Consider the following 25,821-nt stretch of genomic DNA (forward strand, 5'->3'; position numbering starts at 1 on the left):
GTCTTACTCCACCGGCCGCCCGAATAGCACGATCAGCCCCGCCAACACTGTCGCTGCACCATACATCCCCGTGCGGACTGTGTTTTGCTGCCGTATAGAATGGACCGTCGCGATCGCACTTTGCAGGGCGTAATAGGCGGCAAAGGCCTGCGACGCGTAGCTGATGATCTGAAAGACATTCGTCGTCCACGTCAGTACCAGACCGATGCCCACCAGAACTGCATAGCCTTGGCGGGGCGAAATCCGGCCATCAGTCAACTCTTCGACCAAACCGCCAGAGCCGCTGGTATCTGCGACGGCCGCGCTGAGCTGCGCACTCAGGGCGGCAGCAACCAGCAAAAGCGGCAGGATGGGCGCAACGATCTCCATCGCGTCGATGATGGCGGTCTCATTCGTGGACATGGCCATCGCGGGCAGGGCGTAGGTCAGGAGCGCGATGTAGACCATATAGATCACAGAGGAACTGGCCTGTGCGGCCTTCATTGATCGCGTGCAGACGCGCCAATCATAAACGTGGGTCAGGTAGCGCGAGGTTTCGAACCCTTGGACCGTGACGATCAGGCCAAAGCCCAACGTGATCGCGCCCCAGAGCCCCAAGGTCGGAGGGGGCGCTGACAATGCGCCCGCCTTGGCCTGTTCGCCGAAATACAGCGCAAGCCCGCAGAGCAGACCCATGATGATCGCCAGTTTGATGCCCACAGAGATCTGCTCTAGCCGCTCCATCGCGGCGAACCCTCGGGTCCATCCTACCAGCAGGATCAGGACGAACAGCGCACTTGCCAAGAGGCGCGCATGATAGGCGTCGTCCACCGTAGTCAGACTGACGCCAAAGGAGCCAAAGAGATTGATGTAGTAGGCAACCGAGATCACGTAGGCAAAGGCCAACATCCAAGAGGCCAGCGTCTCTAGTCGCCGCTCGGTTCCGCCACGCGTGCGGGCTGCAAGGCTGGCCATATTGTACCGGATCGCCCCGCCAAAGAGATAGGCCGCCGCGCAGAGCCCCAGCATGATCAGTGGGGCGTAGGCGCCGTAATTCTCCTTGAGGATCGGTCCCAGCACCAGAAATCCACTACCGATGATCGAGGCGAGGGGCGTGATGGTCGCCCGCCAAAGCGGTGCGTTGGCCACGCGCGGGTGCATCAGCACTGCCGCCGTTGCAACCGTGGTTAGAAGGATCAGAAAGTTCTGCATCGGGGACTCGTCCATAAGGCCTACGGGCAATCGTTCCAAGGGGATAGCCCCGTGCGCCAAGCTCATGCAAGGCCGCGACACGCCCACTGCGCGGGACGCAAAGCCGCAGGGCGGGTAGGAAAAGTTCCCGTTTTCAGAGGCACTTGATGCACATCCCGTGTGCGGCGTTTGCGCCCCTAAGCGTGATTGAAAGCCGTGTGTCTGTCCACACATAACACCTCAAAGAGCCCAAGGCCGCACGGATAGGAGACTGAGTTATGGCGCAGGACAGACCTTTGACCGAAGGGCCGATCGCCAGCCGACTTCTGCTCTTTGCGCTTCCGACTTTGGGCAGCTCTGTCCTGCAATCTGCCAACGGTTCCATTGACAGCGCGTGGGTCGGCAACCTGCTGGGAGAGGCGGCCTTGGCCGCGACCACGAACGGCAACCTGATCATGTTTTTGCTGACCAGCTTTGTTTTTGGCTTTGGAATGGCGGCAACGATCCTTGTGGGGCAGGCCGTGGGGGCTGGCAATACGGACCGAGCGCGCCGCGTGGTCGGGACGGCTGTTGGCAGCTTTCTGCCCTTGGTCACGCTTGTGGCTGTGGCAGGCTATTTCCTCGCGCCACATCTATTGGATTTGCTGGGCACGGCTCAGGACATTCGGGACTTGGCGCGGGCGTATCTGCAGCTGACGTTTGTCGCGGTGCCCGCGCTCTTGATCCAGACGATGCTGATGATGACCCTGCGCGGGGCGGGCGACGCAACCACGCCTCTGCGCTTCATGATCATGGCGGTGTCGTTGGGGGCCATGCTGAACCCTGTGTTCATTCTGGGCCTCGGGCCGTTGCCTGCCCTTGGGATTGCGGGCTCGGCCTTGTCGACGGCTGTCGCCAACTACCTGACATTGGCGGCGATGCTTGCGTATATCTACGCGCGCGATTTACCCCTGCGGCTGCGAGGCAAGGAATTGGCATATCTGCGCCCTGATCCGGTGATCCTGCGTATGATGGTGCAAAAGGGGCTGCCGATTGGCTTGCAAATGATCGTTGTGACCACGGCCGCGCTGACTGTGCTGCGTCTGATCAATGCCGAGGGCGTGGACACCACCGCGGCCTATGGCGCGACTCAGCAAATCTGGACCTATGTGCAGATGCCGGCCATGGCCTTGGGCGGCGCAGTATCGGCGATGGCGGCTCAAAACATTGGCGCGGGCAAGATGGAGCGTGTCGCCCGCATCACCCGCGCCGGAATAGGGTTCAACTTTGCGCTTACCGGTGGACTTGTGGTGCTGTTGCTTTTGGCGGACCGCTTGGCGCTGGGCGTGTTTCTGACCGGTTCCGAGGGCGCGATGGACATCGCCGAACATATCCTGAGTGTGGCGACTTGGGGCTTTGTGGCGTTCGGTGTCAGTCAGGTGCTGTTCGGCACAGTTCGTGCGGCGGGGCAGGTGATTGTACCGCTGCTGATCCTGACGGTGTCCCTCTACCCAGTGCGACTGGGCCTGATCTATGCGCTTCAGCCGACCTACGGCGCGGACGCAATCTGGATCAGCTTCCCCGCCGCTTTTGTGGCGACCATGCTGATGGCAATCGTGTACTACATCTTTGGCAACTGGCGCGGGCAGCGCATCGACGAAAGCGGCCTGTCCAGTCCTGCGGATGGCACGGATCCGCGCTGCGCCATCCCTGCCCATGGCGCGCGGGGCTAAGGCTTCGACCAACGTCTCTCTGGCCCGGTCCGCCCGCTTGGTCGAGACTGGCAGAAAGCGCCAAGGATGAGACACCCGAATGCCCGCCAAGACCCATCGCCCACAGATATGGCCCATAATGGGCGGGCGCGTCTGGGCTCTGGTCAGTTTGGCGCTTGTTTTCTTTCTCCTCGCCCATCCGGCCTTTGCCCATGCGGTCGCGCAGGGTGACAAAGGTTACATTCAGGAAATTTCTGGCCCACATATTGTGCCGTTCGTCTACTTGGGCGCCAAGCACATGGTAACCGGATACGATCACATCCTGTTTCTGCTTGGGGTGATCTTCTTTCTCTACGGGATGAAGGAGATCGGCCTCTATGTGACACTCTTTGCGGTCGGTCATTCGTCGACCATGCTGCTGGGGGTGTGGTTCGATTTCGGCCTCAACAGCTATATCATTGACGCGATCATAGGATTCTCGGTGGTCTACAAGGCGCTGGACAATCTGGGCGCGTTTCAAAGGTGGTTCGGGGTGCAGCCGGATACGCGGATTGCGACCCTGATTTTTGGCTTGCTGCACGGATTTGGTCTGGCGTCGAAAATTCTGGATTACGACATCGCCCCAGAGGGGCTGTGGGTGAACTTGCTGTCCTTCAATGTCGGGGTCGAGATCGGGCGGCTCTTGGCCTTGGCTGCTATTTTGGCTGTGATGACGCGCTGGCGGCGCAGGCCCGCCTTTGTGCGGCAGGCGTATGCGGTCAATGTCCTGATGATGACTGCGGGCTTTGCCCTGATGGGCTATCAAATCGCTGGCTACGTGCTGGCCTGAAGCGGCGGAGTACGCGATGTCTTCTTCGAAATCCCAAACCCATATTCGCGGGGTCGAGGCCAGCGGCGGCGGTCTGGTTGGTGCGACTGTGGGCGCTGCGCTGGCGGCGGGTTCGCTGCTGGTTTTGATGTGGCTGCCCGCAGAATATGGGGTCGACCTGACAGGTTTTGGCCGCAAGATCGGTCTGACCGAGATGGGCGAGATCAAAAAGCAATTGGCAGACGAGGCAGAGGCCGAAGCGGCCACGGACCCACAGGTACTGGCGCGGCTCGCCGAGATTGAAAGCCAGTTGGCGGCCTTGAATGCAAAGCTTGCGGGTGGGGCTGCGCCGATGTCCGAGGTCCCCGAAGCGCCCGGGTCAGACGGGTGGCGAGATACATGGACCTACACCCTGCAACCGGATCAAGGCATCGAGGCCAAGATGGAAATGCTCAAGGGACAGACCGCGCAATTCGAATGGCGCGCAGAGGGCGGTTCCCTGAATTACGATATGCACGGGGACGGCGCTGGCGGTGAAATCAGCTACGACAAGAACCGGAACAAGACGGCGCGCTCGGGCGCGTTGACCGCCGCGTTCGAGGGGATGCATGGCTGGTATTGGCGCAACCGATCTGACGTGCCCGTGACCCTGACGCTGAACCTGAGTGGCGACTACGAATACCTTGCCACGCCGTGACTCAGGCGGTGGCGCGAATGGTTTGTACTACGTGGTTTCGGACCCATTTGTGCATGGCTGACTCGTGGGTGCGTGCGGTCCAAACCATCTGTATCGCGACCGGAGCTTCGACTGGACAAGGGGTGAGGAACAGCCCTTCGCCCAAGTGACGCGACAGACGTGCGCCCACGGTCACGGCGAGTTCGGTGCCGGAAATCAGGTTGCGGATGCCCGCAGGGCTGGGGGTGCGCATGGCGATCGACAGAGCGTGCCCCTGCGCCTCAAGCACCTGCATATACCGCGATTTCCAATTGCCGCCGTACGTGATGTAGACATGCTCTAGCGCGAGATATTGCTCTAGGCTGAGTGGTCCTTTGGCCGCCGGATTGGCTGGGTCCATCATGCAGACATAAGGGTCCTCGTAGAGCGTGCGGCTGTAGAACGCCGCCCCAAGCTGTACAAATGGCCCGATCAGCAGGTCTGCCTCCATTCGCATCAGCTTGTCATGACCTAGATAGGACGCGTCTACGATCTCGATCTTGATGTTCGGCGCCTCGGCGCGCATGGCGTGGACAAGATGGGGAATGATCAGCGCCCGTTCATAGTAGTTGCAGGCAATGGTGATCGTGTCCGTGCTGCTAGACGGATCAAACGCACCTGCCGCGGTGATCCCCGCAAATTGGGCCAGCAGGTCCCCCGCCGCTATTACGACTTCCTCGCAGCGCGGTGTGGGGATCAACTGACGCCCTTCGCGGACGAAAAGGGGGTCGTCGAATACCCCCCGCAGCTTTTCGATCGTGTAGCTGACGACCGACTGGTTCAGGTCCAGTTCCTCTGCTGCGCGGGTAAAAGATCCAAGGTGGTAGACACGGACCAGCACCTCGAGCGCACGGAAGTCCGTGGCCATGATATCAACGGGTTTGCGCATGTCCCCTCCTTCATACGCAGGTGAATCGGAAATTCAGATGCAGCTTATCTAATCAATCGCATTGATTGATAGGCCCATCATTTGGTTCATTGGCTCAACTACAGCTTTGGGAGGAGACCTGTAGATGCTGGATGTTCCCTTGAACGAGGCGGTCACTTTGGCCGACCTGACACGCGACCCTTACCCGATCTACAAGCGGATGCGCGCCGAGACGCCTGTGGTGCGGATGGCGCAGACCGGCCGCATTCTGGTCACCCGCGCCGAACACACCAAGTGGATCAAGGAAAACCCCGAGATTTTCAGCTCGGACGACCCGACCACCCCGATGAAGCCCGCGTTTCAGGCCCACACCCTGATGCGCAAGGACGGGGCAGAACATCGGGCCGAGCGGATGGCCATGCAGCCGTCGTTCTCGCCCAAGGTGATCCGGTCCGACTGGGCCGACCTTTATGCCCGATTGGCCGATGAATATGTCTCGCGACTGCCGCGGGGCGAGACGGTCGACCTGTTTACCGATCTGTGCGCGCCTGTCGCGGCCCGCATTCTGGCCCATATGCTGGGACTGGAAGAAGCGACCGATGCCGAAATGATCCGCTGGTCCCAGTCGTTGATCGATGGGGCCGGAAATTTTGGCTACGACCCCAAGCTGTTCGAAATCTCGGATCAGGCCAATGCTGAGATGAACGCCCTGTTCGAGCGCATCATCCCGCGCCAAAAGTCCGAGCCGAACAACTCTGCATTCTCGGTCATGCTGAACGCCCGCAACCCGATCCCGCTGAGCCAGATGTACGCCAACGTGAAAATCGCCATCGGGGGCGGGATCAACGAGCCCCGCGATGCTTTGGCGACGATAGTGTACGGCCTGCTGACCAACCCTGACCAGTTCGAGGAAGTGAAGCGGCAGGAATGCTGGGACGACGCCTTCGAAGAGGGGGTGCGCTGGGTGGCGCCCATTCAGGTCTCTGGTCGCCGTGTAACACAGGATGTCGAGATCGGGGACGTCGCTGTCGCCAAAGACGAGCGCGTGCTGACCATTCAAGCTTCGGCCAACCGTGACGAGGCGATTTACGGCGACACCGGCGAGGACTTCAACGTTTTCCGCGAAAAACACCCGCATCAGTCTTTTGGCAGTGGTCCGCACCATTGCGCGGGCGCGCAGGTGGCGCGCCGGACCTTGGGGCAGATTATGTTGCCGCTGCTGTTTGACCGCTTTCCGAACATGACGCTCGAGGACCCGTCCAAAGTGGTCTGGAGCGGGTTCGGGTTCCGCGGTCCGCTGAACCTGCCGGTCACGCTGAACTAAGCGGGCCAGCACACCATTCTTTGAGGGAGGAATTTATGGCGAAGATTACGTTCGTTCAGCCAGGTGGCGCGAGCCAGACCGTCGAGGCCCGCGAGGGCGACAGCATCATGCAAACCGCACTGGCCCACAGCATCGACGGCATTTTCGCTGAATGCGGCGGGGCCATGATGTGCGCGACGTGCCACTGCTATATCGACGACGACCGTACTGGCGCAGCGTCCGAGGGCGAGCAAGATATGCTGGAGTGCGCCGAGGATGAGGTCCGCGACACATCGCGACTGAGTTGCCAGATCACAGTGACCGAAGGGCTGGACGGCTTGATCGTTCATCTGCCGGTTCCGGTCGAATGATCGGCCAGATTGTTATCGTTGGCGCGGGGCAAGGCGGATTTCAGGCCGCAGCCTCTTTGCGGCAAGAAGGCTATGACGGGCGGATCATCCTGATCGGCGAAGAACCCGAGGCGCCCTATCAACGGCCGCCCTTGTCCAAAGCCTATATGAAGACCGGAGACGCAGGCCAATTGGCTCTGCGTCCTGCGGCGTTTTACGACACAAATGCCATTGAGTTGCGCAAGGGCACACGGGTCGATGCGATCGATCGTCGGGCACAGCGCATCCAGATCGGCGACGAGGATCTGGCCTATGATCATCTGATCCTCGCGACAGGGACGCGCAACATGCGTCCTCCGATTGCGGGGTTAGAGAATACCCGCGATCTGCGTACCTTGGCAGATGCAGCCGCGCTGAGGGATGCCTTGGCGCGTGCAGAGAGGATCGGCGTCATCGGCGGCGGCTTCATCGGTCTGGAATATGCGGCTGTTGCGCGAGCGGCAGGGCACCATGTCACTGTCGCAGAGGCTGGTGCACGGCTGATGGGCCGCGCAGTGTCATCCCAGATGTCAGACCGCTTTGCCCAGAAACACGGGGAAATGGGAACCGACATTCGCCTTGCCAGTCCTGTGGCAGCTGTCACGCCGGACGGGATGACCTTGGCGGACGGCACGCAGATTTCGGCAGATTTCGTTTTGCTGGCCGCTGGCGTCGTCCCGAACGTTGAACTGGCGCTGGATGCGGGGCTGGACGTGGATAACGGGATCGTTGTTGGGAACACGCTGTTGACTAGCGACCCGTCAATCTCGGTCTTGGGCGACTGCGCCTGTTTCCCCGATCCCGCGACAGGGCGGCTTGTCCGCCTCGAGAGCGTTCAGGCCGCAACAGACCACGCCCGATTGATCGCCAAGCGCCTCGTGACAGGGGACCAGAGCGCGTATCGGGCCGTCCCTTGGTTCTGGTCGGACCAATCCGATTGGAAATTGCAGATTGCGGGGCTTGCCGAAGCGACCGATGCAGCCGAAACTCTGCCTGATGGCACCGTGCTGCGCCTGAAGGGAGATCAGGTGACAGCGGTTGAGACCGTCAACAACGCCAGAGCGCACATGAGGACGCGCAAGGGGATGGGGCAGGGGAGCATCCTGACCAAGGAGGATTTTGTTTCGGCGCAGGTCTGACCAGCGCCGACGCAGAAGGGTTTATGCCCATAACAATGGGCCGGCAGGGAGAGCCGGACCAACACGGAGGAGAACTATGACCATGAACATGACACGCCGGACTGCCTTGGCCAGCTTGGGCGCTGCACTCGCCGCCCCCGCTTTTGTGCGCCGCGCCAACGCTGCCGAAGTCACGCTCAAGCTGCACTGCATGCTACCCGCGCCCGCACCGATGAACTCGGTGTTCTTTGCCCAGTGGATCAGCGATATCGAGACCGCGTCCGAAGGCGGGATCAAGATCGACCTGTATCCGTCCATGCAGCTGGGTGGCAAACCCCCGCAGCTGGCCGATCAGGTTCGTCAGGGCATCTGCGACATCACTTGGACACTGCCCGTATACACGCCCGACCGCTTCCCTGTCGCGGAAACGCTGGCGCTGCCCTACATGGTCACTAACGCCGAAAAGACCTCGGTCGTGATGCACAAGCTGATGGATGAGTTCGGTCAGGACGAGTATCGCGGCACCAAGACGCTGGCCTTCCACACCCATGATGGCGGCAAGATCCACACCCGCGAGGGTCTGATCCAGACCGCTGATGACCTGAAGGGACTGAAACTCCGCGCTCCGAACCAAGCGACCGGTAAAATGCTGGAAAACATGGGGGCAGAGACTGTGTTCTTCCCCGTGACCGACATGGTTGTGGGTCTGTCCAACGGCGTGATCGACGGCTGCTGTCTGCCCTATGAAGTTGTTCCTGCCTTCAAGCTGCAAGAACTGACCAAGTACACCTCGGCGCCGGCGCCTGCGGGCCGCGGCCTTTATGCCAACACCTTCTCGCTGTTGATGAACGAACGCGCCTACGAGGGCATGCCCGACGATCTGCGCAAGGTGATTGACGACCACTCCGGCATTGGCCTGTCCGAGCGTATCGGCAAGCAGTTCGACGCATTCGAAGCCAAGGGCAAAGAGGTCGTCGTCAACAACGGCAACACCATCGGCGAAATCGCAGCCGAAGAGATCGAGAGCTGGCGCGAACTGGCCGCTCCGGTCCACGATGAGTGGGTCCAGAAGCTGAACGATCGCGGTCTGGATGGCGCCGCCATTCTGGCCCGCGCAAACGAGCTGCTGGATGCAGGACAGGCGTCCTAATCTCTGGCCAAATGATTGCAAGAGGGCGCTTCGGTGCCCTCTTGTTGCCTAAGGTAACCAAGTGAAGGGCGCTATCAGCCTTTCTACGCAGCGTACCGCGCGGCAAAGGATCCTTAAAAATATTGCTTTTTAGGGTCCTTCTGGGTTATATCCTGTCCCTACAATATAATCAGGCTCTCAAAAGCGCCAATAAAGCAGGCAAATGCGACTTTTTTGTAGGAAGTTACAGGGCGTTAACTGGCGCTTTGTCGGACTATGCCTATTTGAATGGTATGTTTGTTGCTTCAGACGAGCAGGTTAAAAATGAACAATAAGAAAGGCCAAGATTTGAACAACGGCATCGCCGCTCTCCTCAAAAGCTCTTTTAACGACTACGTCCTTCCTATGATGCAGCGGCCAAGCCAGCTGCAAACAGCAGCGCTGTGCTATCGCGAGGCCGAGGGTGAGAAGCAGGTGTTGCTGATTACCAGCCGCGGCACAGGGCGTTGGGTGATCCCCAAAGGATGGACGATGCGCGGGCTGAATGCAGGGCAGGCGGCCGTCGTCGAAGCATGGGAAGAAGCCGGAGTGCGCCCCTACGCTGAACCTGCCGAACCGCTTGGATCGTTTAACTACAAGAAGATTAAGGGCAGCGGACTGCCGGTCGATGTCGAAGTTCTGGTGTACCCTGTGCGCGTCACCAAACTGGAAGACGACTTTCCAGAGGCCACGCAGCGTAAGCGCGCGTGGGTTCGCCCCCGTGATGCGGCGAATATGGTTGATGAACCCGGTCTTCAGGACATCCTGCGCGATTTCTAATTAATTGGGATAGGTCCGCAGGGCCATTGTTGTAAAACTGTCGTAATTGCCCTAACGCCCTCTGGAACCAAGGAGGGCAAAATGTCGAACAACGATATTGATCCGCGCCATCTAGAGACGCTGGATCGCGATTTGGGGCGTCTTTCGACGCTGGAACAAGCCACCGGCTACGTCAGCCGTCCGTTGATCGGCCTTGGCGCTGGTCTCTTGTTTGTCGTCTTCGCTGCGATTGTGGCTGCCGTTCTGTTTGGCGGCGCAGACCATTCTCTGGTCGTCATCATCGCTGCGGCTTTCGGTGCGTATATGGCGCTGAACATCGGTGCGAATGACGTTGCAAACAACATGGGCCCCGCTGTTGGTGCAAACGCGTTGACCATGGGCGGCGCCATCATCATCGCTGTTGTTTTTGAAAGCGCCGGTGCGCTGATCGCGGGCGGGGACGTCGTTTCGACGATTGCCAAAGGCATCATCGCCCCCGAAAGCATGGGAACCTCTGGCTCTTTCGTCACTGCGATGATGGCAGCGCTGCTGGCTTCGGCGCTTTGGGTGAACCTTGCCACCTGGATCGGCGCACCCGTTTCGACGACACACTCTGTTGTCGGCGGCGTGATGGGCGCAGGCATCACCGCCGCAGGCTTTGCCGCGGTCAGCTGGGGCAAAATGGGCGCGATTGCGGCCTCTTGGGTGATCTCGCCGCTGCTGGGTGGCGTGATTGCTGCAGCCTTCCTGTGGTTCATCAAGTCGAACATCATCTACCGCGAAGACAAAATCGCGTCGGCCCGTCGTTGGGTACCGGTGCTGGTCGGGATCATGGGCGGTGCCTTTGCCACTTACCTGTCGGTCAAAGGCGTGAAAAAGATCGTCAAGATCGACTTCAGCGACGCCCTGCTGATCGGTCTGGCCTCGGCTATTTTGATCTGGCTGGTGATGATCCCGGTCATTCGCAAGCAATCCGAAGGTCTGGAGAACCGCAACAAATCCCTGAAAAAGCTGTTTGGCATTCCGCTGATCGTCTCGGCGGCACTGCTCAGCTTCGCCCATGGTGCGAACGACGTGGCGAACGCGGTTGGCCCCTTGGCGGCCATCGTGCAGGCGACGGAAACCGGTGATTTCACCCATGCCTTCGGCATCCCGACTTGGGTTATGGTCATTGGCGCGCTGGGGATTTCGTTCGGCCTGTTCCTGTTTGGCCCCAAACTGATCAAGATGGTCGGCAACCAGATCACCAAACTGAACCCGATGCGCGCTTACTGTGTGGCGCTGTCAGCAGCGATCACCGTGATCGTGGCCAGTTGGCTGGGTCTGCCCGTCAGCTCAACCCACATTGCTGTGGGCGGCGTGTTTGGCGTGGGCTTCTTCCGCGAGTGGGATGCGGCCCGCCGGATGCGCGCAGCCAAAGCCGTGGTTGGCAACCCCGAGATCGCCCCCGAAGAGCGCCGCCGCCGCAAACTGGTGCGCCGCTCGCACTTCATGACCATCATCGCCGCGTGGGTGATCACGGTGCCCGCAGCAGCTCTGCTGTCGGCTGGCATCTACATGGCCATCAACGGCGTGGTGGGCGCGGGCTTCTAAGCCTCGCCATCAGGTTAACACGACATGTCACCGTCCTTGGGTCGCCCAAGGGCGGTGATTGTTTTTTGGGCGACTTGGCGCGCGCAATACCGTCTTGCTGGTCCGGCGGAGCAGAAGTCTTTGACAGCGCCGCTTTCAAAATGAACCACTTGGTCAAAACTCAATCACAAAGACCAACTGGGAGCCCAATCGTGTTCAAATCGTCGTTCCAGACCCCGTCGCGCCGGTCGTTTCTGAAATCCTCGATCGCGGGGGCTGCTGTCGCTGTGGCGCTGCCCGCCGGAGCCTTTGCCCAAGACGGCAAAGTTCTGAAAGTCGCGGGTATCTACACGGTGCCCGTCGAACAGCAGTGGGTCAGCCGCATCCACATTGCGGCCACCGCCGCCCAAGAGGCTGGCGACATCGAATATACTTACTCGGAAAACACCGCGAACACCGACTATCCCCGCGTGATGCGGGAATACGCCGAACAGGGCTACGACCTAATTGTCGGCGAGATTTTCGGGGTAGAGGCCGAAGCGCGCGAAGTGGCTGCGGACTATCCCGACGTGGCTTTCCTGATGGGCTCGTCGTTCAAAGAGGACCCAGCCGTTCCGAACCTATCTGTCTTTGACAACTACATTCAGGATGCATCCTACCTGTCTGGCATCATTGCAGGCGCCATGTCCGAAAACGGTAAGATCGGCATGGTCGGCGGCTTCCCGATCCCCGAGGTGAACCGCCTGATGCACGCCTTTATGGCGGGCGCCAAAGAGATGAAGCCTGACATGGAGTTTCAGGTGTCCTTCATCGGCAGCTGGTTCGATCCGCCCAAAGCCAAAGAGACCGCCTATGCTATGATCGAGAACGGCGCGGACCTGCTTTATGCAGAGCGTTTCGGCGTGTCCGATGCCGCGGCGGAGAAGGGTATTCTTGCCATCGGCAACGTCATCGACACGCAGCCCGACTATCCTGAAACAGTTGTTGCCTCGGCCATTTGGCACTTTGAGCCGACCCTGAACGCTGCCATCGCCAAGGTCAAAGACGGCACCTTCACCGCCGAGGACTACGGCATCTACTCGTTCATGAAAGAGGGCGGTTGCTCACTCGCCCCTTACGGCACCTTCGAAGGCAAAATCCCTCAAGAGGCGCTGGATCTGGTGGCCGAGCGCGAAGCCGCGATCAAGTCCGGCGAATACGTGGTCGAGATCAACGACGAAGAGCCGAAATCCTCGTAAATGACCGCACTGAGAATGGGCGCGGAACGGGGTGATCCCGTTCTGCGCATGCAAGGCATCACCAAGCGGTTCGGCTCTGTCACCGCGAATGAAGACATCAGCTTTTCCTTGCACAAAGGAGAGGTCATCGCGCTGCTGGGTGAAAACGGGGCGGGAAAAACCACGCTGATGAACATTCTCTTTGGCCAGTATTTGGCGGACGAAGGGATGGTCGAGGCGTTTGGGAAACCTTTGCCCGCAGGCGCTCCTCGTGCGGCCCTAGATGCAGGCGTGGGGATGGTGCACCAGCACTTTACCCTAGCGGATAACCTAACCGTTTGGGAGAACATCGCCCTTGGCACGCAAGGACTAGGGGCATTCAGCCTGCGTCCCGCGCGGGTCAAAGACAAAATCCGCGATCTGTCCGCGCGATTTCATCTGAGCGTTGATCCAGACGCCCGCGTCGGTGCGCTGACCGTTGGCGAACGGCAGAGGGTCGAAATCCTCAAGGCACTGTACCGCGAGGCAAAGGTGCTGATTTTAGACGAGCCGACCGCCGTTCTGACGCCCCAAGAAACCGACGCCCTGTTCGCGACCCTGCGAGAGGCAATCAGCATGGGCCTGTCCATCGTCTTTATCTCTCACAAGCTGCACGAGGTCATGGCGATTGCCCACCGTGTCTTGGTCCTGCGCCACGGGCGTCTGGTGGCCGAGCGCGGGATTGGCGATACCAGCGCCGAAGAACTGGCCAGCATCATGGTCGGCGGCGAGGTGCGCGCACCAGACGTGCCCGCCATGCCTGCCGGCCCCGCGCTGCTCACATTGTCCAAGGCCTCTGCCGGGGTCTTGCAGGACGTGAACTTGTCGCTGAATGCAGGGCAGATCACCGGCATTGCTGGTGTGTCTGGCAACGGGCAGGGGGCTTTGTCGGACCTGATCAGTGGCGTCCTGAGTTTGCAGTCGGGCGAGATGCAGATCGCAGGCCAAACACCTGCGCAATGGGACGCGCGCACGGCCATTGCCCACGGTGTCGGCCGTATCCCCGAAGATCGGCACAAGACCGGTACTATCGCTGATTTTGACCTGACCGAGAACGCAATTCTCGAGACCTACCAGACTGATTTCGCTCGCGCCGGGTGGATGGATTGGACCAAAGCGCGTCGCCATACTGAACACTTGATCCAGACCTACGATGTCCGCTGTCCGGGACCCGACACCCGCATCCGGCTCTTGTCTGGGGGCAACATGCAGAAGCTTATCTTGGGCCGCGTGCTAGAAGAAAACCCACAGATCATTGTGGCGAACCAGCCTGTGCGGGGCCTTGATATCGGGGCGGTGAACTATGTCCATGCGCGGCTCGCCGCTGCGCGCGAAAGCGGATCGGCCATCTTGCTGATCTCCGAAGACCTGGACGAGATTATGAAGCTGTCGGACAAAATCCATGTGATCTCCGAAGGGCGGCTGAGCCCTGCGTTCCAACGCGGCGCTCTGACGGTTGCCGAACTGGGGAAATGGATGGCAGGACAAGGGTTTGCCCATGCGTCTTGAAGCGATTTCTCAGCCAAGTGTCAGCCGCCGGATCTTTCCGCCAATGCTGGCCATAGTGGCGTCTTTTGTTATCGCCGCGCTATTAGCGCAAATCGCCGGTGGCAACCCGTTTGCGGTCTTCGGCCTGATTTTCAAAGGGGCTTTGGGTTCCCAATTTGCGCTGCTTGAAACCTTGAACCGCGCGACGCCGCTGATTTTCACAGGCCTCGCCGTGGCGGTCGCCTTCCGCGCCAAGCTGTGGAACATCGGGGCCGAGGCGCAGCTTTATGCGGGGGCAGTGATCACCGTGGTTTTGGGGACTGGCGCTTTGGCGTGGCCTGCGCCGGTCCTGTTGCCAACGCTTGCAATTGGCGCGGCGCTTGCGGGCGCCATCGTGCTGCTGATCCCGGCTATGCTGAAAACCCGTTTCGGCGTGGACGAAGTCGTCACCACGCTGCTCTTTAACTTCATCTTTTTGCTGTTTGTCTCTTACCTTCTCGAAGGTCCGCTGAAGGATCCGATGGGCATGGGATGGCCCAAATCCGCCCGCCTGATCCCCGAGGCCCGCTTGCCCCGCATCGTCGAAGGCTTGCGCCTTCACTGGGGGTTCGCATTGGCTTTGATCTGCGCGGTAGCGATCTGGGTGATTGACCGAAAAACGACACTCGGGTTCGAGATGCGCGCTGTCGGCCAGAACCCCGAAGCGGCGCGCTTTGCGGGCATTCCAGTCACCAAAGTCATCCTGAAAACGGCGCTGCTGTCTGGTGGCTTGGCGGCGTTGGGTGGCTTTTCCGAAGTCGCAGGGCTCAAGGGATCGCTGACGCTCGATCTGTCTCCGGGCTTTGGGTACACCGGCATCGTGGTCGCAATGCTGGCGCTGCTGAACCCGCTCGGGGTTGTGGCGGCGGCGCTGTTCGTCGCGATCATTTTCGTCGGCGCAGACAGCATGAGCCGCGCTATCGGTGTGCCGACCTATCTGGCAGACATCATGCTGGCCTCGGCGCTGCTGCTCATGGTTCTGGCGATCCTGTTCACCAAATTCCGCGTCAGGAGGGACTGATGGAGCTGCTTGATATCCTGCTCTCGGCGTCCTTTTGGGCGGCGGCGATCCGTATCGCCAGCCCACTGATCTTTGCGACAATCGGCGAGCTGATTTGCGAGCGGGCAGGTGTGCTGAACCTCGGGATCGAGGGGATCATGGTCGCGGGCGCCTTTGCCGGTTGGATTTCGGTCTGGGCCGGTCTGCCCCTGTGGGGTGGGGTTGCGGTCGCGATGTTCGTTGGGATGGCGTTTGGGTTGCTGCATTCGGTGCTGTCCGTGCCGTTCGGGCTGTCCCAACACGTGGTCGGCGTGGGGATCACGCTCTTGGCGACGTCGGTGACATTCTACACCTACCGCGTTGTTCTGCCCGAAGTCTCTTCGCCCCCGAAAATTGAGGCGTTCCAGCCGTTTGAAATCCCGCTTTTGTCGGACATCCCGCTGCTGGGGCCTGCGCTCTTTTCCCAGACGCCATTGACCTATGCAGCGTTCGTCGTGGCGGCCCTGACGGCATTTGTCCTGTTCCGAACACCTCTGGGGCTGGCTGTCCGCGCCGCGGGCGAGAATCCATCTGCCGTCGCGGCCCAAGGGCTGTCCGTCACCGCCATCCGCATGGGCGCTGTGGTCGTTGGCAGTGGCTTGATGGCCGTCGGCGGGGCGTTCCTGACCATGTCCGCGTTCGACAGCTTCTTTTTCGATATGGTCGGCGGGCGCGGCTGGATCTGTATCGCGCTGGTGGTGTTCGGGGCATGGCGACCGGGCAAGGCGCTGCTGGGTGCGATCCTCTTTGCCGCCTTTGACGCGCTGCAAATCCGCGTACAGCAGACCAGCCTCGGCACGGTCATTCCCTACCAGATCTTCTTGATGATGCCCTATGTGCTGTCCATTCTGGCGCTGGTTCTGATGTCGCGTAGCGCACAGGTGCCCGCGGCCCTGATGGTCCCATTCAATAAAGGAACACGATGATGTTCGATCTCTTGGTCAAAGGCGGCACACTGCCCGACGGCTCTGTCATGGATATTGCAATCAAAGGCGACCGGATTGCCGATATCGCCCCTATGATCGAGGACGAGGCCGCCGAGGTCATTGATGCCAGCGGTGATCTGGTGTCCCCACCGTTTTGCGATCCCCATTTCCATCTGGACGCAACGCTCAGCTATGGGCTGCCGCGGGTGAACGCCTCTGGCACGCTGCTCGAAGGGATTTCTCTGTGGGGCGAGTTGCGGGATATCGCGACGGTGGACGAAATGGTCGAGCGCGCGCTGACCTACTGTGATTGGGCGGCGTCGATGGGGCTGCTTGCCATTCGCAGCCATGTGGACACGACGCCCGATCACCTGAACACCGCCACCGCCATGTTGGAAGTGCGCGAAAAGGTCAAAGACTACATTGATCTACAACTGGTCGCCTTCCCGCAGGATGGCCTTTACCGTGCGCCGAACGGGCGCGAGAACCTGATCCGCGCGCTGGATATGGGGATCGAGATTGTCGGCGGCATTCCTCATTTCGAGCGGACGATGCAGGCGGGCGCGGACAGCCTGACCGACCTCTGCCAGATCGCAGCGGATCGGGGCTTGCGCGTGGATATCCATTGCGACGAAACGGACGACCCACTTAGCCGCCATATCGAGACATTGGCCTATGAAACCCAGCGTTTGAGCTTGCAAGGCCGGGTTGCCGGATCGCACCTGACTTCGATGCATTCGATGGACAATTACTATGTGTCCAAACTCTTGCCCCTGATCGCCGAGGCAGAGATCGCGGCGATCCCGAACCCCTTGATCAACATCGTGCTGCAAGGGCGTCATGACACCTATCCCAAACGCCGCGGGTTGACGCGGGTCAAGGAGATGCAGGCGGCTGGGATCACCGTAGGATGGGGGCAGGACTGCGTTCTGGACCCTTGGTATTCACTGGGGACGGCTGACATGCTGGATGTTGCTTTTATGGGGATGCACGTGGCGCAGATGACTCACCCGGCCGAGATGGCGCGCTGCTTTACCATGGTCACCGAAACGAACGCGCAGATTATGGGGCTGTCCGATTTCGGTCTGCGCAAGGGCGCGCTGGCCTCGCTGGTGGTGCTGGATGCAGCAGGGCCGGTGGATGCGCTGCGCTTGCGACCTGCGCGGTTGGCAGTCGTATCCAAAGGCAAAGTCATCTCGCGTAGTCCGCGCGGAGACGCAACATTGTCTTTGCCCGGTCGGGGGGCGAGCGTGCGCCGCCGAGCACCGCGCCACGCCTGATTAGGGGGCGGGGGCAGAGGCGGCCCAGAGCCTACCGACGCCGTTGGCCTGCTCCAGCAGACCGGCCTGCGCAGCCATATGCCAAGCCAAGGTTTGGTTGGAGCTTAGCACGGGAAGCGCCAGTTCAGTCTCCAGCTTGGGGATGATGTCCAGCGTTCTAAGATTGGTGCAGGACAAGAAAATGCCGTCGATCTCGCCCTCTTGGGCGAGGGCTCGCGCTGCGTCGCAGATGGATGCGGGCGCGATGCGTGCGACGTTGGCCTCTTGCTCTTCGCCAAATGATAGGGTGGCGGGAACAGAGATGTCCCGCCTTTCTAACGCCTCTTTCACTGGCCCCGCAACGGTGTCGATGTACGGCGACACCAGTCCCAATCGACGGATGCCCAAGGCCTGCATTGCGGCGAGCGTTGCGGTCAACGGGTTACTGACTTGCTGCGTCGAGACTGCGCCAGACACCAGCTCTGCGACGCGGCCTTCGCCAATCAATGTTGTGCCAGAGGTGCAGCCATAGCCGACGCTCTCGAAATGTGCGGTCGCGGGGAACAGAGCTGCGGCCGAGGGCAACGCAGCCTCCATCGCGTGGATCGTATCGGGGTTCAGAGCGGTGTCTGACGGAATACGCGTCACGTGGAGCCGCGCGACATCTGGCGGGAAGATGCGGCGCATGTCTTCCTCTAGCGTTTCGTCTGCGGCCAGAACGATCAAACCCAGTTTGGGCAATGTGCTGGGGGCCAGCGTGTAGGGAAAGGGCTGCATCCTAGATCTCCGGCAGAGTGCGCGGGGCGCGAGGAGACAGCAGGACCGCGCCTGCGTCGGTCAGATGTATGTTCTCTTCGTGCACGATGTAGGTGCCGTCCGAGACTTGCGCGCCGGGTTCGAGAGTCAGGACCATGCCCGCTTGCAACGGTGTCGTGTCAAGCGGGGTGAAGGACGGCCATTCCGTCAACGTGATCCCAAGGCCATGACCCAGACGTCCCCCGCCTGGGGTAACGCCTTGGGCGGTCAATCCCTGTGCAAAGAGCGCGTGGACATCGCAGGCCAGCATGCCAGGGTGCAAGCGGGTCAGGACATCTTCGGTCGTGTGCCAGAGGGCGTCCTGCACGCGGCGCGCGGCGTCGGACGCTCTCCCGACAGCGTAGTTTCGATCAAAATCGCAGAAGTAGCCGTCGCGCACAGCGCCCGTGTCCAGCATCAGAACATCACCCGCGGCGAGGGGCGTGGGCGGCGCAGGCGAGATCACGTCGCCGTAGCCGTCCGGACCTGCACCGCCCGCCACGTAGCTGATCCAATCGGCGCCCTCTTGCAGGAGCGCGATTTGAAAGTCGCGGAACACAGCGTCCAACGGGCGGCCCACATGGGCAAACTCGGGCACGCGATCATAGGCGCGGCCTGCGATTGCGCAGATCTCTTGGATTTTGACGACTTCGGCGGCGGACTTGATCTCCCTGACCCGCTGGACGGTTGCTGTCCCATCCGCGAAACGGCGGGGGGCAATGCGGCTGGACAGACGGGCATAGTCGGAGAGCGGCATCCGCAGATGCGTTTCCAGCCCCATCGGCACGCCGATCCGTGCATCAACGGCCGTCAAGTCACACAAGGTCTGGGCCAGCAGGCTCACACCATCATCCTCGGGGTGGGGCGCATCCCACGTGATAATGTCCTGCAGCCATGTCCGCCCCATCAGGTCTGCTCCGATCGCCGGAATGACAGCCACGGGGTCGCCTTCTGCAGGTAGGATGATGAACCACGGCCGCGCGGGGCTCTCCCAGAAACGGGTCAAGAAACCGGTGACGTAGAACACGTCCGCTGGTGTGGTCAGGAGCAGCGCATCCAACCCATCCTGCGCCATGCGGGTCTGCAGGTTCTGGACACGCGTGCGATACTCGGCAGCTGGAAAGATCAGGGACCTTTCAGTCATCGGCAGGCCCTTCGCTAAGGATCGCGAGCACGCGCGCGTCAGGGCCCAATTCCAACCCAGCCAGCAAAGCGGCCAGACCTGCGCCGCCAGACGGAGATGTCGCGACCCCCATCGCTGCCAGAGCCGTGATCCCTTGCGCTGCCTCGTCCTCGGTGATGGTGGCAAAGGTATCGGCATCGCGCGACAGGCCATTTAGCGCGATCATTGACGGGGTTTTGCAATCGAGCCGTCCCATGGCGGACACAGGCCCCGTGGTGTCGACGACTCTGCCGTTCTTGACGCTCTCGACCAAAGCAGGGGCGGCGTCGGGCTCGACCACGATGATGTGCGGCAGCTCCGCCCATTTGGCCCGAAACAGGGCAGCGGCGGCGGCAGCCAAGCCCCCCACGCCTGCTTGGAGCAGAATGTGTGTCGGCGGGGCAGGCATCTGCGCCACGGTCTCTTCGGCTAGCATCAGGTAGCCTTCCATCACGCGGTAGGGCAGGTCCATGTAGCCGGGCCAAGAACTGTCAGACAGAAGGGTCCAGCCGTTCTCTTTGGCGGCCTGCGCGGCAGCGGTCATGCTGGCTTCGTAATCATCGCCTTCGATCACCACGCGCGCGCCCTTGTCCTTCAATCGCCCTGCAAATGCGGCGGGCACGGTTTTTGACAGATACACCACTGCCTGCGCGCCAAAAAGCGCGGCACCTGCGGCCACAGACAGCCCGTGATTGCCCGCGCTGGCCGTGACATAGGTGCAACCCGAGAGTGCGGTAGCGATGTCCCCACCGGCGGCAGCGGCCTCTCGGGCGATGGCGTGGGCGGCCCCCAGCGCCTTGAAACTTCCCAGACCCATGCGCTCGCGCTCGTCCTTGGCGTAGACCTCGGTAACACCAGCGGCTTTGGCGACGGCGGGCAAGGACAAGAGCGGCGTTTCGGCGTGGGCAGGGCACCGACGCAGCAAGGCCGCGACGCCGCTCGCGTCATCGCAAGGCATCGGTGCGTCCAGAGCGAGCCCCGTGCCGCGGTATGGATTGGCGAAAGTGATGGGCATGCTCGGACCTCCGGGACTTGGTTTTGACCTCAGACTATCGGAAATGGCGCTCATGTCGCCGGATCAATTCGGGTGCTTTGGGCCGATTTTCAGCGTGATTTATCGGGTTTGGTCCGAAATAGGGATCACTCTGCGAATTGGGCTTCGTCAGTGGCCGATATTCAGACATCCTGCCGCTATGGACAGATTCGACGCACACATCCTGAATGCCCTGCAAACCAATGCCCGCCTAACCGCCGAGGCGCTGTCAGAAACCGTGGGCCTGTCGCCGGATGCCTGCCGGAAACGTCTTGCCAAACTTCGCGCCTCTGGCGTGATAGAGGCAGAAATCGCGGTTCTATCGCCAGAGGCTGTCGGACGGGGGCTTTTGCTGATTGTCGAGGTGTCTCTGCAAAACGAGCGGATGGCCGATATCGACCGCTTCAAAGAGCTGATGCAAGCCGCACCAGAGGTCATGCAGTGCTACTACGTCACTGGGGCCGAAGATTTCGTGCTGATCCTGTCCGCCAAAGACATGGCTGATTACGAGGCGTTTACGCGGCAGTATTTCTTTGCCAACGAGAATGTGCTGAAATTTCGGACAAGTGCTGTGATGGACCGCGTGAAAACGGGCTTTGCCCTGCCGGTCGAGGGCCATTGACCGCGCCCACGGCGTTGTGAACGGACGTTTGTGGACAGGCGCGCAGGGGCAGTCAACCTAAGCGTCATGATACACCGACGTTTTTTCATGATTTCCGCCGCTGCGGCTGTGGCAACCCCGTCTTTGATCCGCGCGCAATCTGGGGGGCTGGATGCTGCGATCTCTGGGCTGTCCCAGTTGCACTCGCTTCAGGTCCAGCAGGGGGACGAGGTGATTTATGCCGCTGCCCCGCGCGGGCCGGGGCTGGACCGCGCGGCCAACATCAAATCCTGTTCCAAGAGCATTGTGGCGTTGCTACTGGGCTCTGCCATTGATCAAGGGGACATTCCGTCCGTCGACGCCACATTGGGGCAGGTGGCTCCAAGCATTTTGCCCGCAAACGCCACCGACGGTGCGGATGAGATCACGATGGAGGATTTGGTCACCCTGCGTGCGGGGCTGGAACGGACGTCCGGCGGCAATTACGGGGCGTGGGTCAGTTCACGAAACTGGCTCGCCGACGCTCTGAGCCGACCGATGGTCGCAGAGCCAGGCGGGCGCATGCTGTATTCAACAGGATCGACCCACATTCTGGGCGCCGCTTTGGCCGAAGCAACGGGGCAGAGCCTGCTGTCCTTGGCGCGTGACCGGCTTGGGCGCCCGATGGGGATCGAGATACCGCCGTGGACCCGCGATCCACAAGGTTACTACATGGGCGGCAACGAGATGGCCTTGCGCCCGCGTGATATGCTGAAAATCGCGGCGATGGTGCGGGATCGTGGCATGTACGACGGCACCCAGGTGATTTCTGAACGCTGGATCGCGGAGTCGGTAAAGCCGCGCGCCCGTTCGCCGTGGTCGGGCTTGGCCTATGGATACGGGTGGTTCTTGTCTGACACCGGCTACATCCTTGGCCGCGGATACGGCGGCCAGATCATTGCGGCCCATCCCGAGCGGGACTTGGCAGTTGCAATCACATCGGACCCCATGCAGCCCGCGCGATCGGGGGGCTATTTCGGCGATTTGATGCAGTTGCTCGAAGGTCCGGTTCTGTCTGTCAGCTAAAATAGTGGCCCGAGGGGATACCTCGGGCCACTGTTTGATTTGGCCTAGCTTTTCACCAGCATCTTGCGTGGCAGGTCGCAAAAGACCTCGGGTGCGCCGTCGGTGATGGCGATGGACTCTGTGGTCTCGTAGCCCCAAGTCTCCATCCACAGGCCCGTCATGAAATGGAAAGTCATCCCGGGCTGCAACTCGGTCATGTCGCCGCGGCGCAGGGACATGGTGCGCTCGCCCCAATCCGGCGGGTAGCTCAGACCGATGGAGTAGCCACAGCGGTTGTCCTTGACGATCCCACGCTTCTCCAAAGACTTAAAGAATGCATCTGCGATGTCGTGACAGGTGTTGCCTGCCCGCGCAGCCTCTAGGCCCGCGTCCATGCCCTCGAGCACGGCCTTTTCCGCTTCGATGATCTCTTGCGGCGGTTTGCCCAGGAAGATCGTCCGCGATAGGGGCACGTGGTAGCGCTGATAGCAGCCCGCGATTTCAAAGAACGTGCCTTCGTTCTCTTTCATGGGCAGGTCGTCCCACGTCAGGTGCGGGGCGGCGGCGTCTGGGCCCGATGGCAGCAGGGGCACGATGGCGGGATAGTCGCCGCCATGGCCGTACCATTCGTCGTAGCGCAGGCCCGCATCGTAGATTTCCGCCACCAGATCGCATTTCCGCACGCCGACCTCAATCTTGTCGGCAATGCGGTGGTGCATCCGCTCGACGATGCGGGCGGCTTGGCGCATGTATTCCAGCTCTTTTTCGGATTTGACCGCGCGCTCCCAGTTGATGAAGCCGGTCGAGTCCTTAAATTTCGCGTTGGGCAGGCCGTTTTGCAGACGCTCGAAGGCGCGGGCCGAGAACCAGTAGTTGTCCATCTCGACGCCGATGGTGCCCTTGTCCCAGCCCATATCGGTCAGGCGGTCGCACAGGTATTCCATCGGGTGGATTTCCGTCGACTGCACGTAATGGTCGGGATAGCCGATGACGTTGTCGCGGCTAACCCAGACCGTGCGATAGGCGCCTTGGGCGTCCTGAGAGCGGCCAAACCAGACCGGATCACCCGTGGGCCCGATCACAACGCACTGGTGCACATAGAAGGACCAGCCCCCATAGCCAGACACCCAAGACATGTTCGAAGGGTCGCTGACAATCAGCATATCGAGCCCTTGCTTTTCCATCTTGGCGCGGATTTTGACCAGCCGCGCGCGGTACTCTTCGGTGGTGTACCGCTCTGGTGTTCGTTGCAGTTTGTTCATGTAGGCCTTTCGTTCAAGTCGTGCCGACCTGCGTTTTGGCTGGGCCAAAAACAGGGCGGGGCATCGCGCCAGAGGTGTCCCAAGGTGGCCTTGCCTGATCGGGTCAGGCGGTCGGGCTTGGTCTCGGTCGGGACCAAATCGGCCCGCCGGTCATGCGATAGCGCGATCCTGTCAATCTCATGAACGCTCGGCAAGTGGGAGAGATGAAAATTCTGGGTCCGCCCATACGGAAGGACAGATTATGTCTTGGATTGACAAATCCTTGCGCCTCGCGGAACAACCTGTGCATGGACCGCACCCGCCTTGATGACCGAGATATCGCCATTCTAGCCACCCTCAGCCGCGAGGGCCGGATCGCCAAAACCGAATTGGCGGCGCGGGTGAACCTGTCTCCGACGCCATGCTGGGAACGGATGAAGCGTCTGGAAAAGGCGGGCCTGATCCGCGGCTACCGCGCCGAAATCGACCTAGAGGCGTTGGGTCCCCACGTGCAGGTCTTTGTCACGGTCGAGTTGGAAAGCCACAAAGCAGAGAGTTTTCAACTGTTCGAGCGTACCGTGGGCCGGATGGACGCAGTGACGGGCTGTTGGGCGATCGGTGGCGGCTATGATTATCTGATGCAGATGGTCACGACAGATGTCGCCACTTTCCAAGAGCTTATGGACGGTCTGCTGGAAAGCCGCGCGGGCGTGCGCCGCTACTACAGCTATATCGTGACCAAGCCGATCAAAGCCGATCCGCCCGCCATGGGCCTCTTGCGCGGGGACTAGAGATTTCCTCTAGCCAAGGCCGCGGGAAAAGAGAACCTCTCTGCCGTTTTCACTTAGAACAGCGAAAACCTCTCTCTGGGGCGGTCTAAGGTCGTGGTGAAAGGAGACCACAGCCATGACCGAGATGTCGAAGCGTTTGACGCCATGGATTACTGACGCGGCCCTCCTGCGCGGCAACGGAGATTTCGCAGGGCAGGGGCGGCTGGCCGTCCGCGATCCTGCCACTGGTGATCTGGTGGCGCAGGTCGCTCTAAGCGACGCCATCGGTGCCCGCGCTGCCGTGGATGCGGCCGATGAGGCTTTTGGCGATTGGGCGGGGATGCTGCCGCAAGATCGCGCTAGCCTGCTGCACCGTTGGCACGACCTAATCCTCGATGCCAAAGAGGATTTGGCCCAGATCATGGTCGCCGAGCAGGGCAAGCCGATCAGCGAAGCGCGGGGCGAGATTGACTACGCCGCCAGCTTTGTCCGGTTCTATGCCGAAGAGGCGCTGCGCCCGAATATCGAGGGCGTCACCAGCCATCTGCCCGATGCAGAGATGGAATTGTGGCGTGAACCCGTGGGGGTGGCTGCACTGATTACGCCGTGGAACTTCCCCAGTGCGATGATCACCCGCAAAGCCGCCGCCGCCTTGGCTGCGGGCTGCACGGTCATCATCCATCCCTCTGCCGAAACGCCGCTGTCCGCGCTGGCTCTGGCCGAACTGGCCCGCCGCGCAGGCTTCCCCGAGGGGGTCATGAGCACTGTGGTGGGCGACGCCGCCACCATCGTAGGCGAGTGGACTGCTGATGCGCGTGTGCGGGCGCTGTCTTTCACTGGGTCAACCGAAGTGGGCAAACTGCTCTATCGCCAGTCCGCAGATACGGTGAAACGTCTGGTGCTAGAATTGGGCGGTCACGCGCCATTCATCGTCTTTGATGACGCTGATTTGGACCGCGCGGTCACTGAAGCTGTCAAAGCCAAGTTCGCGACCTCTGGTCAGGATTGCCTAGGGGCCAACCGCATTTACGTGCAGCGCGAGGTTTACGCCGAGTTTTGCGCACGTTTCACCCAAGCGGTCCAAGCCCTGAGCATGGGAAGCGGCCAGAACGACCCCGATATCGGACCGTTGATCAACGAAAAGGCGATCCAGAAGCAGGTCGAGCAAGTCACCGATGCACTGGCCAACGGCGCCAAAGTGCTGACCGGCGGCGCTGTGGACGAGAGCCTTGGCCCGCTGTTTTTCCAGCCGACGGTGCTGGCCGATGTGCCCGACACCGCTGCGATCATGAGCCAAGAGAACTTTGGCCCTGTCGCGCCAATTACCGCCTTTGACACCGAAGAAGAGGCGATTCAGCGCGCCAATGCCACAGAATACGGACTGGTCGCCTATGTGCACAGTCTGGACCCGCGCCGCATCTACCGCCTGACCCGCGCCCTGCAATTCGGCATGGTGGCGGTCAATCGGACCAAGGTGACGGGCGCGCCGATCCCCTTTGGCGGGGTCAAACAATCCGGTCTGGGGCGCGAAGGTGCGCGCCAAGGCCTCGAAGCATTCACTGACATCAAATACGTCTGCCGCGATTGGGGCTGACAGGAGAGGACCT

The 25,821-nt window shown here is 61.0% G+C and carries 24 protein-coding genes; 18 read left to right on the forward strand and 6 right to left on the reverse strand.

Going from position 1 to position 25,821, the window contains the following annotated elements; all coding sequences use genetic code 11:
* Window positions 1-3: 3 nt before the first annotated feature.
* Window positions 4-1,191, reverse strand: coding sequence for an APC family permease (locus BM225_RS00250; RefSeq protein ID WP_092463767.1), 1,188 nt, complete (start codon window positions 1,189-1,191; stop codon window positions 4-6).
* A 257-nt stretch (window positions 1,192-1,448) separates the two neighbouring features.
* Here BM225_RS00250 and BM225_RS00255 point away from each other — a divergent pair, with 257 nt between their 5' ends.
* From BM225_RS00255 to BM225_RS00265, 3 genes are all read left to right on the forward strand, one after another.
* A complete protein-coding gene (locus BM225_RS00255; protein ID WP_072705958.1) occupies window positions 1,449-2,882 on the forward strand; it encodes an MATE family efflux transporter in 1,434 nt (477 codons plus the stop codon).
* Window positions 2,883-3,000: 118 nt separating this feature from the next.
* Window positions 3,001-3,690 (forward strand): HupE/UreJ family protein, encoded by a 690-nt coding sequence (locus BM225_RS00260; protein ID WP_218157042.1) that lies wholly within the window; start codon window positions 3,001-3,003, stop codon window positions 3,688-3,690.
* Window positions 3,691-3,706: 16 nt separating this feature from the next.
* A complete protein-coding gene (locus BM225_RS00265; protein WP_072705959.1) occupies window positions 3,707-4,366 on the forward strand; it encodes a hypothetical protein in 660 nt (219 codons plus the stop codon).
* A gap of 1 nt (window position 4,367) precedes the next feature.
* Here the strand turns inward: BM225_RS00265 and BM225_RS00270 are convergent, their stop codons facing one another.
* Entirely contained in the window at window positions 4,368-5,273 is a 906-nt protein-coding gene (locus tag BM225_RS00270; protein ID WP_072705960.1) for a LysR family transcriptional regulator, read from the reverse strand.
* A 124-nt stretch (window positions 5,274-5,397) separates the two neighbouring features.
* On the opposite strand from BM225_RS00270, the gene BM225_RS00275 reads away from it, so the two are divergent.
* From BM225_RS00275 to BM225_RS00325, 11 genes are all read left to right on the forward strand, one after another.
* Window positions 5,398-6,576 carry a cytochrome P450 gene (locus tag BM225_RS00275; protein ID WP_072705961.1) on the forward strand — a complete coding sequence of 393 codons (1,179 nt, stop codon included), beginning with the start codon at window positions 5,398-5,400 and terminating at the stop codon, window positions 6,574-6,576.
* 35 nt (window positions 6,577-6,611) lie between these two features.
* Window positions 6,612-6,926: a 2Fe-2S iron-sulfur cluster-binding protein gene (locus tag BM225_RS00280; protein WP_072705962.1), complete on the forward strand. Its 315-nt coding sequence runs from the start codon at window positions 6,612-6,614 to the stop codon at window positions 6,924-6,926.
* Window positions 6,923-8,083 (forward strand): NAD(P)/FAD-dependent oxidoreductase, encoded by a 1,161-nt coding sequence (locus tag BM225_RS00285; protein WP_092463608.1) that lies wholly within the window; start codon window positions 6,923-6,925, stop codon window positions 8,081-8,083. Before BM225_RS00280 ends, BM225_RS00285 begins: the two co-directional genes overlap by 4 nt.
* A 76-nt stretch (window positions 8,084-8,159) precedes the next feature.
* Window positions 8,160-9,212 carry a TRAP transporter substrate-binding protein gene (locus BM225_RS00290; protein WP_092463611.1) on the forward strand — a complete coding sequence of 351 codons (1,053 nt, stop codon included), beginning with the start codon at window positions 8,160-8,162 and terminating at the stop codon, window positions 9,210-9,212.
* Between the two features lie 303 nt (window positions 9,213-9,515).
* A complete protein-coding gene (locus BM225_RS00295) occupies window positions 9,516-10,010 on the forward strand; it encodes an NUDIX hydrolase (RefSeq protein WP_092463613.1) in 495 nt (164 codons plus the stop codon).
* Between the two features lie 81 nt (window positions 10,011-10,091).
* Window positions 10,092-11,582, forward strand: a complete 1,491-nt coding sequence (locus BM225_RS00300; RefSeq protein ID WP_092463616.1) for an inorganic phosphate transporter — start codon at window positions 10,092-10,094, stop codon at window positions 11,580-11,582.
* Window positions 11,583-11,773: 191 nt separating this feature from the next.
* Complete coding sequence (locus tag BM225_RS00305) at window positions 11,774-12,799, forward strand: BMP family ABC transporter substrate-binding protein (RefSeq protein ID WP_420809836.1); 1,026 nt, start codon at window positions 11,774-11,776, stop codon at window positions 12,797-12,799.
* Window positions 12,800-14,326 carry an ABC transporter ATP-binding protein gene (locus BM225_RS00310; RefSeq protein ID WP_072705966.1) on the forward strand — a complete coding sequence of 509 codons (1,527 nt, stop codon included), beginning with the start codon at window positions 12,800-12,802 and terminating at the stop codon, window positions 14,324-14,326. It begins immediately after the preceding gene.
* A complete protein-coding gene (locus BM225_RS00315; RefSeq protein ID WP_072705967.1) occupies window positions 14,316-15,365 on the forward strand; it encodes an ABC transporter permease in 1,050 nt (349 codons plus the stop codon). The genes BM225_RS00310 and BM225_RS00315 overlap by 11 nt, the downstream gene beginning before the upstream one ends.
* Window positions 15,365-16,309 (forward strand): ABC transporter permease, encoded by a 945-nt coding sequence (locus BM225_RS00320; protein WP_072705968.1) that lies wholly within the window; start codon window positions 15,365-15,367, stop codon window positions 16,307-16,309. Before BM225_RS00315 ends, BM225_RS00320 begins: the two co-directional genes overlap by 1 nt.
* Complete coding sequence (locus BM225_RS00325) at window positions 16,309-17,589, forward strand: amidohydrolase family protein (RefSeq protein WP_072705969.1); 1,281 nt, start codon at window positions 16,309-16,311, stop codon at window positions 17,587-17,589. Before BM225_RS00320 ends, BM225_RS00325 begins: the two co-directional genes overlap by 1 nt.
* Here BM225_RS00325 and BM225_RS00330 read toward each other — a convergent pair whose 3' ends face one another.
* Genes BM225_RS00330 through BM225_RS00340 form a run of 3 tightly spaced genes read right to left on the reverse strand, consistent with a single transcriptional unit; the run spans window position 17,590 to window position 20,540 of the window.
* A complete protein-coding gene (locus BM225_RS00330) occupies window positions 17,590-18,345 on the reverse strand; it encodes a maleate cis-trans isomerase family protein (protein ID WP_072705970.1) in 756 nt (251 codons plus the stop codon).
* A 1-nt stretch (window position 18,346) separates the two neighbouring features.
* On the reverse strand, window positions 18,347-19,507 hold the full coding sequence (locus BM225_RS00335; RefSeq protein ID WP_072705971.1) for a M24 family metallopeptidase: 1,161 nt from the start codon (window positions 19,505-19,507) through the stop codon (window positions 18,347-18,349).
* On the reverse strand, window positions 19,500-20,540 hold the full coding sequence (locus BM225_RS00340; RefSeq protein ID WP_092463619.1) for a pyridoxal-phosphate dependent enzyme: 1,041 nt from the start codon (window positions 20,538-20,540) through the stop codon (window positions 19,500-19,502). Before BM225_RS00340 ends, BM225_RS00335 begins: the two co-directional genes overlap by 8 nt.
* A gap of 178 nt (window positions 20,541-20,718) precedes the next feature.
* On the opposite strand from BM225_RS00340, the gene BM225_RS00345 reads away from it, so the two are divergent.
* A complete protein-coding gene (locus BM225_RS00345; protein ID WP_092463623.1) occupies window positions 20,719-21,180 on the forward strand; it encodes an Lrp/AsnC family transcriptional regulator in 462 nt (153 codons plus the stop codon).
* Window positions 21,181-21,246: 66 nt separating this feature from the next.
* Entirely contained in the window at window positions 21,247-22,224 is a 978-nt protein-coding gene (locus tag BM225_RS00350) for a serine hydrolase domain-containing protein (protein ID WP_092463626.1), read from the forward strand.
* Between the two features lie 44 nt (window positions 22,225-22,268).
* Here BM225_RS00350 and doeA read toward each other — a convergent pair whose 3' ends face one another.
* Window positions 22,269-23,465, reverse strand: coding sequence for an ectoine hydrolase DoeA (doeA, locus tag BM225_RS00355; protein WP_092463629.1), 1,197 nt, complete (start codon window positions 23,463-23,465; stop codon window positions 22,269-22,271).
* A 287-nt stretch (window positions 23,466-23,752) separates the two neighbouring features.
* Here doeA and BM225_RS00360 point away from each other — a divergent pair, with 287 nt between their 5' ends.
* Window positions 23,753-24,235, forward strand: a complete 483-nt coding sequence (locus BM225_RS00360) for an Lrp/AsnC family transcriptional regulator (RefSeq protein ID WP_072705976.1) — start codon at window positions 23,753-23,755, stop codon at window positions 24,233-24,235.
* Window positions 24,236-24,350: 115 nt separating this feature from the next.
* Window positions 24,351-25,808, forward strand: coding sequence for an NAD-dependent succinate-semialdehyde dehydrogenase (locus BM225_RS00365; RefSeq protein ID WP_072705977.1), 1,458 nt, complete (start codon window positions 24,351-24,353; stop codon window positions 25,806-25,808).
* Window positions 25,809-25,821: the final 13 nt, after the last annotated feature.

This window comes from Donghicola eburneus, assembly GCF_900115865.1.
GTDB lineage: Bacteria > Pseudomonadota > Alphaproteobacteria > Rhodobacterales > Rhodobacteraceae > Donghicola > Donghicola eburneus.